13 protein-coding genes are annotated in these 14,530 nt (G+C 53.5%); 12 read left to right on the forward strand and 1 reads right to left on the reverse strand.

What is annotated here, in order from left to right; all coding sequences use genetic code 11:
* Positions 1 to 11 precede the first annotated feature (11 nt).
* Genes ORD20_RS07920 through ORD20_RS07930 form a run of 3 tightly spaced genes read left to right on the forward strand, consistent with a single transcriptional unit; the run spans position 12 to position 2,546 of the window.
* Positions 12 to 1,280, forward strand: a complete 1,269-nt coding sequence (locus ORD20_RS07920; protein WP_103376849.1) for a (Fe-S)-binding protein — start codon at positions 12 to 14, stop codon at positions 1,278 to 1,280.
* The gene (locus ORD20_RS07925) at positions 1,267 to 1,752 is read left to right on the forward strand and encodes an NUDIX hydrolase (RefSeq protein WP_103376848.1); all 486 of its coding nucleotides are present in this window, start codon (positions 1,267 to 1,269) and stop codon (positions 1,750 to 1,752) included. Before ORD20_RS07920 ends, ORD20_RS07925 begins: the two co-directional genes overlap by 14 nt.
* A 44-nt stretch (positions 1,753 to 1,796) precedes the next feature.
* The gene (locus ORD20_RS07930) at positions 1,797 to 2,546 is read left to right on the forward strand and encodes a VIT1/CCC1 transporter family protein (protein WP_103376847.1); all 750 of its coding nucleotides are present in this window, start codon (positions 1,797 to 1,799) and stop codon (positions 2,544 to 2,546) included.
* A gap of 34 nt (positions 2,547 to 2,580) precedes the next feature.
* Here the strand turns inward: ORD20_RS07930 and ORD20_RS07935 are convergent, their stop codons facing one another.
* Positions 2,581 to 3,192, reverse strand: a complete 612-nt coding sequence (locus ORD20_RS07935; protein WP_103376846.1) for a hypothetical protein — start codon at positions 3,190 to 3,192, stop codon at positions 2,581 to 2,583.
* Between the two features lie 191 nt (positions 3,193 to 3,383).
* On the opposite strand from ORD20_RS07935, the gene ORD20_RS07940 reads away from it, so the two are divergent.
* The 9 genes from ORD20_RS07940 to ORD20_RS07980 all read left to right on the forward strand — a co-directional run bounded on the left by ORD20_RS07940 (position 3,384) and on the right by ORD20_RS07980 (position 14,413).
* Positions 3,384 to 4,289, forward strand: coding sequence for a branched-chain amino acid transaminase (locus tag ORD20_RS07940; protein WP_103376845.1), 906 nt, complete (start codon positions 3,384 to 3,386; stop codon positions 4,287 to 4,289).
* Positions 4,290 to 4,346: 57 nt separating this feature from the next.
* On the forward strand, positions 4,347 to 4,748 hold the full coding sequence (locus ORD20_RS07945; RefSeq protein WP_103376996.1) for a CoA-binding protein: 402 nt from the start codon (positions 4,347 to 4,349) through the stop codon (positions 4,746 to 4,748).
* Positions 4,749 to 4,869: 121 nt separating this feature from the next.
* On the forward strand, positions 4,870 to 5,529 hold the full coding sequence (locus tag ORD20_RS07950) for a hypothetical protein (RefSeq protein WP_103376844.1): 660 nt from the start codon (positions 4,870 to 4,872) through the stop codon (positions 5,527 to 5,529).
* 98 nt (positions 5,530 to 5,627) lie between these two features.
* Entirely contained in the window at positions 5,628 to 8,261 is a 2,634-nt protein-coding gene (locus ORD20_RS07955) for a PQQ-binding-like beta-propeller repeat protein (RefSeq protein WP_103376843.1), read from the forward strand.
* A 21-nt stretch (positions 8,262 to 8,282) separates the two neighbouring features.
* Positions 8,283 to 8,474 carry a hypothetical protein gene (locus tag ORD20_RS07960; RefSeq protein ID WP_103376842.1) on the forward strand — a complete coding sequence of 64 codons (192 nt, stop codon included), beginning with the start codon at positions 8,283 to 8,285 and terminating at the stop codon, positions 8,472 to 8,474.
* A gap of 37 nt (positions 8,475 to 8,511) precedes the next feature.
* Complete coding sequence (locus ORD20_RS07965; protein WP_103376841.1) at positions 8,512 to 9,465, forward strand: DMT family transporter; 954 nt, start codon at positions 8,512 to 8,514, stop codon at positions 9,463 to 9,465.
* Positions 9,466 to 9,542: 77 nt separating this feature from the next.
* On the forward strand, positions 9,543 to 10,013 hold the full coding sequence (gene nrdR, locus ORD20_RS07970) for a transcriptional regulator NrdR (protein WP_103376840.1): 471 nt from the start codon (positions 9,543 to 9,545) through the stop codon (positions 10,011 to 10,013).
* 3 nt (positions 10,014 to 10,016) lie between these two features.
* Positions 10,017 to 12,530: an adenosylcobalamin-dependent ribonucleoside-diphosphate reductase gene (locus ORD20_RS07975; protein WP_103376839.1), complete on the forward strand. Its 2,514-nt coding sequence runs from the start codon at positions 10,017 to 10,019 to the stop codon at positions 12,528 to 12,530.
* A 476-nt stretch (positions 12,531 to 13,006) separates the two neighbouring features.
* A complete protein-coding gene (locus ORD20_RS07980; protein WP_103376838.1) occupies positions 13,007 to 14,413 on the forward strand; it encodes an MFS transporter in 1,407 nt (468 codons plus the stop codon).
* The last annotated feature ends 117 nt before the right edge of the window (positions 14,414 to 14,530 follow it).

The following is a 14,530-nucleotide window of genomic DNA, read 5'->3' on the forward strand; positions in this document are numbered from 1 at the left end:
GGGATACAGCAATGCAATCAGTGGCACGCAACAGCATTTTGAGCGAAATTGACCATTGTAATAAGTGTGGCTTTTGTCTACCAGCGTGTCCCACCTATCAACTCACCGGCAGTGAGCTCCATTCCCCTCGCGGCAGGATTGCGATGGTGGAAGCCGCCACGCGTCAAGAAATTGAATGGGGCCAGGGTATTGAGGAGTCGTTGAGCTATTGTTTGTCGTGCCGCGCCTGTGAGACAGCTTGTCCATCGGGGGTGCGGTATCACCGGATTTTGGAGGCAGGGCGTACCGCGTTGGCTCAGCATCGTCCTCGTCGGCTCAGTTGGGCCACTCGCCAAATTCTCGGAACCGTCAAACATCCTAGACGGCTGCGCCGCTTAGCAGGCATTGGGCACACCTTTCGGAAATGGCCAATGCCTCGTGCCTTGCAGCCTTTGTTGCCATTGACGGGCTACCAGGCGGCAGTTGCCGAGCCGGTCTCGCCTATTCCCTCAAAGAAACCGGACGTCGCATTCTTTGAAGGATGCGTAATGTCGGCAATTTTTCCCGATGCAAACCGTGCTGCGCAAAATCTCCTGCAACGTGCGGGACTAGCAGTGGTCACGCCGCAGGGCCAAGGGTGTTGCGGCGCCTTACACCTGCATGCTGGGCAACGCGAGGAAGCCGTGGCGATGGCCAAAGCCAATATTCTCGCGTTTGAGGCGACAGGGGATGTCCTTGTTGTCAACACAGCGGGCGGATGTGGCGCGATGCTGTCCGAGTATGGAGAGCTTTTTGAACATGACGAGCAGTGGGCCACCCGAGCCCAACGGTTTAGTCAACGCGTAAGAGATTGGTCGACCGTATTGCGTCAGCAGCCGCAGGCGATACCGCTTGCTGGGTCTGGCGAACGGGTTGTATTGCAAAATTCATGCCACCTGGTCAATGTCGAGCATGCGGGAGATGATGCGGCGGCGTTAGCCAGCAGTGTGCCAGGTGATCAATTTGTCGGTTATCCCGGGCAAGACCGGTGTTGTGGATCGGCTGGCACCTATAATATTGAGCACCAAGAGTGGGCGTTGGCGATTGTAACGGCCAAGATGGCAGACATTACTGCGTTACGACCGAACCGGATCCTCGTCAATAACCCCGGTTGTCACTTGCAAATGCGGTGGGGTGCAGAACAAGCTGGAGACCACTCGGTCCAGGTTGAGCATCTTGCCACCTATTTAGAACGCGCGGCAGCGCGTGCTGCCGCATCTTCGCAGCCCACACAAGGAGGAAGTCCTGATGGCGCGCTCTAAACCCCCTGCTCATATGATTACCTGCCCCGACTTATATGGCCACGATCACGAATTTGCGCCGGAAAGCATTCGCTTCCGCCCTGCCGCGTATGGCGTGTTATGTCACAATCACCAGGTTCTGCTCTCCCAGTCGCGTTTTAGCGAAAAATGGGATTTGCCTGGGGGCGGGATAGAACCATGGGAAACGTTGGCGGACGGATTGGCCCGTGAATTCTTGGAAGAAACCGGGATTACGGTAAGTGTTCAGCGCTTTCTCGAAATGCAAGAAAACTTCATTGCGTTTTTTAGCCATCCCTATCACTCGCTCCGTTTTTATTATACGGTGAAGCTTCTGGCGCCGGACGTGACGTTGGCACCTGATGCGCATGAGCTGTTAGACCTTCGTTGGTGGCCCATTGAGGCATTACCTGCCGGACACATGAATGACTATGAGGTGCGCATTATACAGATGGCATGTCAAGAACCTGAATAAGGGCCAGACTTTCGTCAGACACTCTTGGCAGAAGGAGTGTTGGCATGTCAACCAAACTGCGTGGGGGACGAGTACGCGATGGACTGAAGGCTGGGGGACGCCGTCCCCGGCTGTCTTTAAACTTCCGGGTGTTGTTGCGTGAAGCAATTTTTGGGGTGAATGATGGATTAGTGGCCACGGTAGGGTTAGTATCAGGTGAGGCGCTCTCCCATCAATCGCATGGGTCTATAATTATTGCCGGGCTATCGTCCGTGGGAGCAGCCATGGTGTCGATGAGTGTGGGGTCGTATCTGGCGACGACATCGCAAAATGACTGGGTGCGGCAACAAATTCGCCAGCAACAAGAAGATATCGCACGGCGACCACACCAAGAAGCCGAGGAAGTTGAGGATTTATTGGAAGACATCGGAATTCCCGATCCGGTGATCCCCGATGTGCGTAAAACCATTACCGCAAGTCGACCTCGTTGGCTGAAGTTTATGGTGCGAGAGGCCTTGGGCGTTCATCCGAGTCATGAAGAAACCCCGCTTGTCAACGCGATCACGATGGCTGTGGCTGTTGTGGTCGGATCAAGCCCCCCAATCATTCCTTTTTTGCTACCCATCTCAACCATTTGGGCACGTGATTTGGCGTGGGCTCTCTCGATTATGGCTGCGCTCGTGGTTGGTGCGTTAAAAGGAAAATTTACCGGGAGTGCGCTATGGAAGAGCAGTTTGCAATTTGCGATTTTAGCATCATTGTCGGCAACCGTTGGTGCTGCGATTGGGTGGGCCTTAGGGCTGTTGGGCGCTTAATAGGGAGCGGCGGTTCGGGGGTCACTTGGCACCGTTACAACGCAGCTAAGTGATTCAAAATCATGATAATCGCGATCATGCTCACAGACCCCGCTAACATGCTAGAGACAGCACGCGGCCAGCTCACGCCATATAACTGATGGACAGCCCGAATGCCTAAAATCACTAAAATGGCTCCAGCCAAATACACGAGGCCAGATATAGGAATCCAACTGATGAGCGTTAAGACAATCAGCCAACCGGAATAGACAATGGCTTGAACCCGAATGGTATCTACGGCATAGGAGCGGCGACCAGGTTCGGTGCGGTTCAAGACCCAGACAATGACCCATGTTAGTCCATAATAAAACAAAAATGCGATAAAGAGCGTGTTAATGACAGCACTTAACATGAACATCACGTGAAATCCAATAAAGGCCACCACGCGCAGGGCCGCCAATATGCCCGCGACAATGGCATTGCTCCACAGCATCCGGTCAGTCCACGGTCCTTGGCTTGCGACCTGAAAGGGGTTGCGCAAAAAGTAGTGCCAGTAATCCAAGAAATCGTCCCATTCCCGCGGCTGTCGGCGGGCTTTACGTTGATAGAGCTTCTCCATATGGCGCTTGCGACTATGGTCTTTAAAAGAGATTGGCTTCTTGGACACGGTCGGCTCCTTTCTGGCACGGAACGGGGTATCACTTGGTGATGTAATCATACCAAAATTCTGCGTAAAATTCTAACCACTCTCAAAGAGGCATTGGTCTGGCAGGAAGTGGAATGGCCTAACATGACGTCCCCGACACAAGACAATCCATGATATCATTATCTCAACTTTATTGCGTTGGGAGGATTATCATGCCATTGGCGTATTTTCATCACCGGTTTTTGCCGCTTGAAGAGGCTACCGTGTCCATTGCCACTCATGGACTGAATTATGGCACGGGATGTTTTGAGGGCATTCGTGCCTACCACAATCGCGAACAGGACAAATTGTACATTTTTCGGTTGCGGGAACACTATGAGCGCTTTGCACGGTCATGCCAAATTATGCGTATTGACCCAGGCCATAGTGTGGACGAGATGATGGAGCGCACGGTCCAGCTTCTGGCTCAACAAAACTTTCATGAAGATGTTTATATTAGGCCCTTGGCATTTAAAGCGGATCCCGTCATTAAAGTCACGTTGGAAGGCATTCGCGATGAATTTGGCGTGTTCGCGGTTCCTTTGGGAGACTATCTACCGACTTCAGGCATTCATGTCGCGGTCTCGTCATGGCGCCGGCTAGAAGACAACGCCATTCCGTCGCGGGCTAAAGTTACGGGATCTTACGTCAATACCGCTTTGGCGGTCACCGATGCGCATCTGGCCGGATTTGATGATGCGATCTTTCTTACGGAGGCTGGTCATGTAGCTGAAGGGAGTGCCGCCAACTTTTTTATGGTCCGCGAGGGCATGTTAATTACGCCGGATATTAGTGAAAATATTTTGGAAGGCATTACCCGTCAAACCATTATGCAGCTCGCCCACGACTTGGGCATACCGGCGGCGAGTCGCACAATCGACCGATCGGAACTTTATGTTGCCGATGAGTTATTTTTAGTGGGCACGGGTGTGCAAATTTCTCCCATTACGCGTATTGATCACCGGATGGTTGGAGACGGCACCATAGGCAAAATTACGCAGCAGTTGCAATCCTTGTACAACCAAGTGGTGCGTGGCGAAAGCGACGCCTACCGGTCATGGTTGACCCCTATTGATTAACGCGAGGTTTTGTCATCAAACAGAACGACCTTTACGCCAAGAGGGGAGATGGTGAAAATGACGGATGAAATGATGCGCGAATTATTAGAGCAGAGCCATACCGTAGCCGTAGTCGGATTATCTCCCAAGCCCGACCGCGCCAGCTATCAGGTCGCTCAATATTTGCAAAACCACGGATACCGCATCGTGCCGGTCTATCCGCGTGAAGAGACCATTTTAGGGGAGCGCGTTTATGCCCGGTTAGAAGATATTCCGTTTCCTGTAGATGTGGTCGATGTCTTTCGTAAAGCGGAAGATACGCCGCCTGTTGCCGAGAGTGCGGTGCGCATTGGTGCTAAGGCCTTATGGCTGCAATTGGGCATTGCCAACGAGGTCGCGCGCAGCATCGCGGAAGCCGCGGGCTTAGCGGTCGTGGAAGACCACTGTATAAAAATTGAACACCAAAGACTGTTGGGATAAGAGACCGACTGCGGTCGAGTCTAGCGCCGAGAGGAGGAAGGTCTAATTTCTTGGATGTGTGTCCCGGACGTGAAACCGTGGGCACCAAATCGCGCCATCAAGGCAAATTAGACCGTGGACAATGACGGCAACGAAAAATCGTGAACGCACGATTGATGTGGTCCAAGAGATCTTAATGCGAGCAGAAGCATCGCCGGTAATCGAAGAGACCATCGCATTTCCGGACGGCCAGGAATGGTGGGCAGCGCCTAGGGCATTGTCACGCGATCTTGGCGCGTTCAAGGTAGGTGTGAGTCAACGGGGATCGGTCGAGCGGGTCGGGTACCGACTGGACAAAGGGTTGAGCCCGGAAGCGCGAGCGTACAATGTGCCAACTCGCTTTATCATGTATGAGCCTTGGCCCTTTATGGCGCTAAGTCACGATGGGGAATTCCGTGAAACATTCTTTTCATTGGTCGGTCAATTGCCCGTGCATTTATGGGTATCGGTCACCAATGGCTTAGTGCCTGGCTTTACACCGCTCGTAGGACCCTTTAAACATGCGTTTCATTGGCGTATTCACGAACACGGCCAATTGGAATTGGCCGAACCGGTCTTTGACATGGGGGTAGTGGGAGGCGTCGCGCAATCTACGTCAGTACCAGACGTTTTGCACTATCTCGAGACGCTGCCTGAGTGGCGTTGGTACTGGGTGTCGCTGTTCTTTGGACTGGAAGGCGATGATATTACCCGGCCGAATCTGGAGCGTTTGGTGACGCCCTTTTTGCGGTGGTGGCAATAACGCCACAATCTACCGCTCGAAAGTTCCACGATGCTGGCGTTATACTCTAACCATCATCATTAGTAGAACCAAGGGCAACGTTTAAGGCCTAGAAGGATGTGTTCTCGTCGCTTTCTTACGCCAAAGTTAATCACAAGACAACAATTATTCCGAGCCTACGACCCCAGTGGGGAATTCTTGCCGCCATTGAGGTCGTGGCTTTTTTGGCCCGGTTCATTGGTTTAGGGGCGTATCATGGACTCATTTATGATGAGTATTATTACGTGACGGCCGCTGATGTATTGCTTCACCGCAAGCCTCCCGTACTTGTTCCGCACCTAGTCTATGGCATTGATCCAAATTTGTTGTCGGCTCCACCGTTCGCTAAGGAAGTCATTGCAGCCTCGATTTGGCTCTTTGGCAATCACCCATGGGCTTGGCGGTTGCCTGGTGCCTTCCTAGGGTCGTTGGTGCCGCTTGTTATTTATTTGTTCGCGATGGCGCTTTTTGATAACCGCTGGACCGCTGGCATTGCTGCCGCATTGAGCGCGGTGGATGGCCTTATGGTCAGCACCAGTCGTGTGGCCTTGCTCGATTCCATTGCTTTTCCTTTCGTGGTTTTCAATTTATATTGGTTGTGGACCATTTGGGCACGCATACGCCAAGACGCAAGTGTGTCCCGTGTCACCTTGTGGGGATTTGGGATCAGCTTGGGTTTGGGATTTTCGGCTAAGTGGATTGGAGCGCAAACGATTTTAATGGCATGGATTGTGTTGGCATGGTCATGGCGCCATGTTCAGCGATCCCCACGCCGCTTATTGATCGCCTTGTCGATGACCATTATTCCGTTGGTGACCTATTTTCTTACGTATGCCTACGCCTTTCCTAGTGGTTTTCATCAGACATGGTTGCCGCGTAATGTGTTTGAGGCATGGGGCAAATTGCAGTGGCTGATTCTCAAAAATATGTGGACGTTACGCTTTTACCACCCGTGGACAGCTAATGCGTGGACCTGGATGCTCTTACCTCGACCCACCGCGTATTTGTGGATCACCCAAGCGCACGCCACGATTCGTCTCTTAGCCTTTTCCAATCCTTTGGTTATTTGGTTGGGATTGCTGGGACTGATGATGCTCGTGGTGCAAGATATTCGTCAGCACAGGACGCGGCCGGTGACTATCTTTTTCGTCGTGTGGCTCTTCGTCTTTTATGGCACATGGCTATTAACGCCCCGGTCGAAGTTTAATTATTATTTTTTGTCCATGATGCCTATGCTGATTATGGCCCTGGCGTCGGGGTTGATGGCCCTATGGCAGCTCCGTACACGGTTTGCCCGTGTGGGGTCTCTTCTGATTATTGGAGCCTTAGGGAGCTCTACGGCCTATCTTTTCCCCTTATGGGTGGGACTGGCCATGCCTACGGGATTCTACCATCGTATAATTTGGTCGCCCACATGGAATGCCAAGCCCAAACCCGTGTCCCATGTGCCCGTGCCTACCTCGGTATCATCTTTTGCGGCCTTTGGCCGTTGGTCCACGTCCGTGTCGGTACCCTCGACTTGGACGGCGTTTGAGGCGGGTGCCACGCATGACACGGCGTGGACATGGCCCAAGTCTGAGCCTTTAGCCACGGGGTATGTGTTACATCTGAATGGCGCAGTGGTTGATCAACCGGCTGTCGTGGGGCATGATGCCTACGCAGGATCCAATGGGGGCGCGGTGGTCGCGTGGAATTTGCAAACCGGCAAACGCTTGTGGTCTGATGTTGTCCCCAATATGGTGATGACCACACCGCTTGTGACCAAATCCCGCGTGATTGTGGGGTTAGGGAATAATGCATTTCGAGAATTTTCATCACGGCAAGGATGGATTCGAGGCTCAGGAACAAATGGTGTCATGGCCTTGAGTCGAGCTACAGGGAAAGAACTGTGGTTCACCCCCACGCACGGTGAGGACATGCCGACTCCGGTCATACAAGACGGCGTAGTCTATGAAGTGACGGGCGGGGGACGCCTAATTGCGCTAAATGCCAACAATGGGCACCTAATGTGGTCTCTGTTTTTAGGGGGCTTTGACAGCATGTCCTCGCCCGTTATCGTGGGTCATATTCTTTATGTTGCCACGAATGTTTATATGAAATCCTATCCTGCTACGCGTTCGACCGTGTGGGCCATTAATGTCGCGACACGCCACATTGTGTGGGCCAAAAATATTCCGGTGGCAAGCGGGCTGTCGGATTGCAGTCCGATCGTCGTAAAGGGGATATTGTATATTGCAGGCGTCCCTCGTATAGTGAATGTAACCGGAGGCCGAACATGGCTTGACAATCGATTGTTTGCACTCAATGCGCGTAGTGGGCGGATTTTGTGGTCCACGATTACCGGAGGCGGCTATTTAGGACTAGACCAAGAAGAAGAAGGGATTCCCTTTGTGCATGGGGGACTAGTCTTTATCGGAAACCCTGCGGCAAAGACCCTGCGGGCATACAATGCGGTCACGGGCCGTCTGGTCTGGGCACGGTCTTTGCCCGCGAGTCTGACCGCGAACCCCGTGGCCAGTGGTCCGTACTTATGGATAGGGCTGCATAATGGCGTGGTTATGGAAATGCAGGCCTCATCAGGGACGATTGTCCGTAGCCAACAACTGGGGCTTGGTCCGATTGGCCCGGCGGCGCCGATCATCTTTCCCCGTGGCTTTTTGATGGCGACGTTGTCCGGCAATATTGGTATGGTTCCGTTCGCGTTCGGGCAGTAAATCCAAAAAGGAGATGGCACGATGCTGACGAGGAGATGGACAACATTAGAACGGCAACGGCCGCGGCTAAAATGGGTCAAATGGGGAGAAATCGTGGGGGTCTTGCTAACAGCCGGCGGATTGGTGGGAAGCGGAACGTTATGGTTGGGCATTTTCCTGATCATTGGGTTTGGCTACTACGGCTATCACATACTATCCAAGCCGCATGACTGAGACACGGTTGTAGGCTTCTAAAGGATGAGGAACGGTTATGGCGACCACAGACCATTCGCCATCGCTGATCCCTGCAAAATCCCTTTACGGGTTCGGATTTGCGATGGCGTTGATTGCGGCTGTCTTTTGGGGCCTTTCGGCGGTAGCTGCACAAAAACTCTTTGATTCCGCGCATTTAAGTGCCGGATGGCTCGTGAGTGTGCGCATGGGTATTGCGGGAGTCAGCATTCTCGCAGTCGTATGGCGCCAAAAAGGGTGGCGTTACGTCGTGGCGCCATTACTCGACGCACGGGCTCGCATGCGCCTGTTGATCTTTGCGGTATTTGGCTTATGGCTGGTGCAATATGCCTATATGGCGGCCATCCGTGACGGCAACGCGGCGGCCGCCACGTTATTGCAATATACAGCGCCCGCTTTCATCATCTTGTACGTGGCGCTGGCTTCTAAAACTATGCCCGCCTGGCGGCAAATGGTGGCTGTGGGACTGTCGTTGGGCGGGACCTGGCTGCTCGTATCCAATGGCCAATTTGGCATGTTGCGCCTCTCATTCGGAGGATTGAGTTGGGGCATCACGTCGGCGATAGCGTTAGCCTTCTATACGTTGTATCCTGGCTCTTTATTGCGCGAATGGGGTTCCACGCGTATTGTGGGGTGGGGCATGATCGGCGGTGCCATCTTGTCTGAGGCGGTGGCCCCGGTATGGTCTCCCAACGCTCCTTGGTGGTCGCTTTCTGACATTCTGCTCATCGCTTTTGTGGTACTCCTCGGAACGTTAGCAGCATTTTGGTTGTACTTAGCGAGTCTTCGCAATATTTCTCCGGCCATAGCGAGTGTGGTGGCCAGTGCCGAACCTTTGGTGGCGACGGCGGGGTCGGTTCTATGGCTAGGGGTCACCCTTCGCGGCTTTCAAGATTTAGGCGCGGTGTCGATTATTGCGGCGGTGCTTCTTTTGGCATGGCGGTCGCGGCGTGTCGAAGAATCTCCGCAATAAATATCATCTTATCCTTTTGTGCGCCACATATTGTGGTATTATAATGCAGCTAGTACTACATAAAGGGGTTTTGAAATATGCGTTGTCCGGTGTGTCAGTATCCTGACAGCAAGGTGCTTGATTCACGGCCTGCGAATGAGGGGCGTGAAATACGCCGGAGACGTGAATGTTTGCAGTGCCACCAGCGGTTTACGTCTTACGAGCGGATCGAAGAGGCACCGATATGGGTGGTAAAAAAAGATGGGCAGCGAGAATCGTTCAATCGTGCCAAAATTTTACGAGGGATGCTCACTGCGTGCGAAAAACGTCCGATAACCTTGGAGCAACTAGAACAAGTCGCAGAGGCAGTAGAACGGGAAGTACGCGATCAGCACACAGGGGAAGTGTCTTCCCAACATATTGGGCAATTAGTGATGAATCGGCTGCAAGTGGTCGATCAGGTCGCCTATGTCCGCTTTGCGTCTGTATACCGCCAGTTCACAGATATTGAAGGCTTTCGCCAAGAATTGGAGCGCCTTATCCATCCGCATCATAATCAGGAGGGTTAACATTTGGAATTGTCTCATGGATTTTCGTCCGAATTGAGCTGGAAAATATTTCTAGACCGCTATACCGTAAAGGATCCGACCCGCAGTTTTGTCGTGGGGGACTTGGCCATTGCGCTGGTGGAACCGCATCCGAAGTGGCCCAAGAAAGATATTGGCATTGTGCGCGACATCTTGCCCGATGGGTATTTGTCCATTGAGTTGCTCACGGGACCAGCCAAAGGAGACCTCATTGAACGAAAGATTGCTGACTGCGACCGGCCTTTGGAGCGCAGCATTTATGAAGTCGCTCAACGTATTGCACAAGGCGTGGCGCAAGTCGAGCCAGAAGCGGTCCGGGCGCAAACAGAACAAGCTTTTGCCCAGGAAATCGCCGCTTTGCGCTTTATTCCTGGCGGCCGCATCTGGGCCGGCGCTGGAACCGAACAGCAACTGACATATTTTAACTGCTATGTGATTCCCTGCCCGCGGGATAGTCGCGAAGGCATTGTCGAGACCTTAGGGCAAATGATTGAAATTATGAGCCGGGGCGGTGGCGTCGGTATCAATATCTCATCTTTGCGCCCGTCACGCGCTGCGGTTCGGGGTGTCAATGGGCGTTCCTCTGGGGCGGTATCTTGGATGGATCTCTATTCGCGGGCAACAGGGCTTGTCGAGCAAGGCGGGTCGCGCCGCGGCGCATTGATGCTGCAAATTGAAGATTGGCATCCCGATTTATGGCGCTTTATCGAAGTTAAAAAGACGCCCGGTATGGTGGAAAATGCTAACATTAGTGTCCGCATCTCGGATGCGTTTATGGCTGCAGTTAAAGCCGACGAGGATTGGCAATTGGTATTTCCGGATACGACGGATCCCGATTATGATACGATGTGGGATGGCAATTTAGAAACATGGAAAAAAGCAGGCAAACCGATTGTTTTATACGAGACCGTGAAGGCTCGCAAGATTTGGCGTGAAATCATTCAAGGCGCATGGCAAGCAGCAGAGCCAGGCATTGTCTTTGACGAACGCCACGAAAAGGATTCCAATAGCTGGTACTTTAATCCGTTGATTAGCACCAATCCTTGTGCAGAACAACCGCTACCCGCTTGGGGTGTGTGTACTCTCGGACACGTCAATCTTGCCGCGTTTTATGATCCCAAGGCCCACGATGTCGACTGGACAGGTTTGCGTGAATCTGTTCGGGTGGGCACACGTTTTCTTGACGATATCGTCGATGCCACGCCCTACTTTTTTCAACAAAATTACGACAACCAACAAAAGGAACGACGCATCGGCTTGGGCACAATGGGACTGGGCGAACTCTTGATTCGTTTGGGACTACGCTACGGCAGCCCGGAATCCTTGGAATTCATTGAGAAGTTGTACCGATTTATTGCGGTGGAAGCGTATTCCTACGACGTGGAGTTGGCGCGTGAAAAAGGGGCCTTTCCGGCATTTGATCCCGATTTGTATCTTCAAAGCGGTTTTATCAAGCGCCTGCCTGACGACCTGCGTCACGCTATCCATGAGCACGGCGTGCGCAATGTCACCATTTTAACCCAGGCCCCCACGGGCACTGTGGGTACGATGGTCGGCACTAGTACAGGCATTGAACCCTATTATGCCCTGACGTACTTTAGGCAATCGCGCTTGGGGTTTGATGAGCAATATGTGCCGGTGGCCGCGGAGTGGAAAGCTGCGCATCCGGGCGAAGAGTTGCCGTCTTATTTCGTCGGAGCCATGGACCTAACCCCCGAAGAGCATGTCTACGTCCAAGCGGCGATCCAGAAGTGGACAGACTCCAGTATTTCCAAGACGGCCAACGCGCCGAGTACCTATACGGTTGAAGATACGGAACGGTTGTATGAATTGGCTTATGACCTCGGATGCAAGGGGGTCACGATTTATCGCGATCAAAGCCGTAGTGAGCAAGTGTTGCACTTAGCAGAAGAGAAGACACCCCAGGACTCCGAGTCCGCGACCATATCGTGGGGAACAACTCCTAACGCGGAGGCCGAAGTGTACCCGGTGCCGTCCTTAATTCATGGGAGGACATACCGCAAGGAGACCCCCGCAGGGACAGCGCGCGTCGTGATTAATGAAGTGGATGACAATCCTTTTGAAGTGTTTATGCTTTTGGGACGAGCTGGGTCTGAAGTGCAGTCGTTTATGGAGTCGTTAGGGCGTGTCATTAGTCTGTACTTACGTTCGAGTGGCAACCTAAGCCCAAGACGACGCCTAGAATTGGTGGCCGAGCAACTCAAGGGTATTGGGGGTGCCAACCAAATGGGATTTGGGCCTGGGCGGGTGCTCAGTGTGGTGGACGCCATCGGTCAGCTATTGGAATCTCACCTCCGCAATGAGGCCATAGAAGTGGCGGCGGCGCATACCGGAGAGGGGACTCCTGCTCGGACTGTAGAGCCGGAAGGCCGCCATACCTCCTTGCACCTTGATTTGTGTCCGATGTGTGACGCTCCAACCTTAGTTTACGAGGAAGGCTGTCAGCATTGCCAGTCGTGTGGCTATTCCAAATGTTAGTCTCGAATCTCGCCATTGTGCCATGGTAATTAATCCAAGGCCTCTTTCGCACCGATGGGTGAATAGGTCGAACCCGCTATACGCAGCAACCCTCACAGTTATGAAAGTGAGGGTTGCTGCGGTTTTCTACCAAAATGAGTGCGCTTTTAGGCGAAACATTCTCTCGGGGAAAACTCCCTTGCTCGTCGCGGGGACAGGGCTAGACTATCGTCGATAAACTCGGCTGTCGGGAATTGGTCATTTAACCCAGACTTTTCACCTATCTGTAGAGTGGCTCGTTTCAGGTTGATTAGCACAGTTCTCGAGGTGAAGATTTTAGCACAAGGGGTGGGGCCCGGTCACCTTTTAGGTTACTAACGTCCCTGTTTGTGCGGTGAGGATTGCCTAACCTCCAACTATTGTTGTATCCAAGCGTAGTTGTATCCAAGCGTACACGAGGAATTGCTATAATCGACCTATCGCAAGGAGGCTGAACGATGATTCGAACGTGGAAGGGACCCCCAGGATTTGGGCGTTTCGGGTGGGCTGCGGTTCAGATTGGATTGTCGGGCTGGATGGTTCAAGTCGGACTGTTTGTCATGCTCGTAATGCTCCATTCTGCCGCAGTGATGGCCGCCGTGATTTTGGTGGCTACCCTGCCGTCACTCCTCCTAGCGCCCGTGGTTGGTGCCTGGCTCGATCGGCATGATGTGCCCGGTTTAGCCGCCACCGCTTCGGTTGGTCAAGCACTCCTGCTGCCCTTCATTGGCATACTGCTGACGCACCATATCATTATGATGACGGGCCTTTACGCACTATATAATGTTTTGGGTAGTGCCGGGACGACAGGTCGCCAACAGTTGCGGTACCGCGTGACGCCACCGGCCCAATGGGCCGACGTGAATGCTCGTCTGGGGAGTATCACTGGGATGACCACGATTGTCGGCGCCCTCCTCGGGGGGACCGTGGCTCTTTGGGGGCTCATGACCCTTCTCATCCTGGCAGCCATTCTCCGCCTGCTTTCCGGCGGGCTGCTCGCATCACTTGTTCTGCTGGCCCGGGCTCGTCCGGTCGAGTACCCGCCCGAGCCGCACCAATCTTTCGGCCGCACTGTACACAGCGGCTTTCGGGCACTGCGGGACTTTCCCGCAGCGTCCAGCGTGCTCATCGTCGGAATCGCTTGGGGACTAATTGGGGGCAGCTATGATGTGCTCCTCACCGATTACGGCGTGCGGATATTGCATGGGGGCGGATGGGGTGTCAGTAGCTTATATATCACGGACGGCGCAGGGGTCTTACTTGGAACACTCGTGGCACGATGGATCTGCCCCCGTTGGCGTCCCCATGCCTATGGTTTGGCTTACTTATTACAAGGGCTGTTCTGGACTTTGTTCGCGGTCAGTCACACATGGAACATCGCGCTTCCATGGCTCCTCGTTATGCGGATGGCCAGCGGTCTCATTATCGCATGGGATACGATGCTCCTATTGGAGACCGTACCTCCGCAGCTTCACAGTCGAGTTTACAGTTTACACAATGCTACATACGGCACCGTTGGCAAGCTTTCTTTGGCGCTCACAGCACTGTTCATGGCGTGGGTTGGCCCGGAAGGCATTGCCGTGATCGCTGGTGTGGGTTCCATGCTGGTGGGCACAACATGGTGGGTGGTGGTTGGGCGGAGATGGCCACCCTCCGGAGTCACGACCACGGAAGCCAGCCAGATTCCACCGCAAAATCCATCGGATGCCCACAACTCGTCCTCTCCACACGCGGCTAATCTCTACCCGCCTTCATCACATGCGTCCCAGTCGGCCAGGCTTTGGGTTGATTGTGGCCGGTCCACTGGCAGCAGCGCTGGAGGCGGATTCCGTGTGCGCGGGTTATTAGCCGTCGCGCCCCTCTGATAGAAGCTTCCAGAGGGGTCAGCTCCATGCCCGCATCGCCGGTATCCGGCACGATGCCCTGTACAAGCTCACGCCTGACCTCACGCGGCGGTTTTACACCCTCGTCATCGAGGATTG

The sequence above is a fragment of the Sulfobacillus thermotolerans genome, assembly GCF_039623705.1.
In the GTDB taxonomy this organism is placed as follows: domain Bacteria; phylum Bacillota; class Sulfobacillia; order Sulfobacillales; family Sulfobacillaceae; genus Sulfobacillus; species Sulfobacillus thermotolerans.

Bases quoted from the DNA above. Each gene is read 5' to 3' on its own strand.
- ORD20_RS07920 (WP_103376849.1), top strand. From the start codon at position 12: ATGCAATCAGTGGCACGCAACAGCATTTTGAGCGAAATTGACCATTGT.
- ORD20_RS07925 (WP_103376848.1), top strand. From the start codon at position 1,267: ATGGCGCGCTCTAAACCCCCTGCTCATATGATTACCTGCCCCGACTTA.
- ORD20_RS07930 (WP_103376847.1), top strand. From the start codon at position 1,797: ATGTCAACCAAACTGCGTGGGGGACGAGTACGCGATGGACTGAAGGCT.
- ORD20_RS07940 (WP_103376845.1), top strand. From the start codon at position 3,384: ATGCCATTGGCGTATTTTCATCACCGGTTTTTGCCGCTTGAAGAGGCT.
- ORD20_RS07945 (WP_103376996.1), top strand. From the start codon at position 4,347: ATGACGGATGAAATGATGCGCGAATTATTAGAGCAGAGCCATACCGTA.
- ORD20_RS07950 (WP_103376844.1), top strand. From the start codon at position 4,870: ATGACGGCAACGAAAAATCGTGAACGCACGATTGATGTGGTCCAAGAG.
- ORD20_RS07960 (WP_103376842.1), top strand. From the start codon at position 8,283: ATGCTGACGAGGAGATGGACAACATTAGAACGGCAACGGCCGCGGCTA.
- ORD20_RS07965 (WP_103376841.1), top strand. From the start codon at position 8,512: ATGGCGACCACAGACCATTCGCCATCGCTGATCCCTGCAAAATCCCTT.
- nrdR (WP_103376840.1), top strand. From the start codon at position 9,543: ATGCGTTGTCCGGTGTGTCAGTATCCTGACAGCAAGGTGCTTGATTCA.
- ORD20_RS07980 (WP_103376838.1), top strand. From the start codon at position 13,007: ATGATTCGAACGTGGAAGGGACCCCCAGGATTTGGGCGTTTCGGGTGG.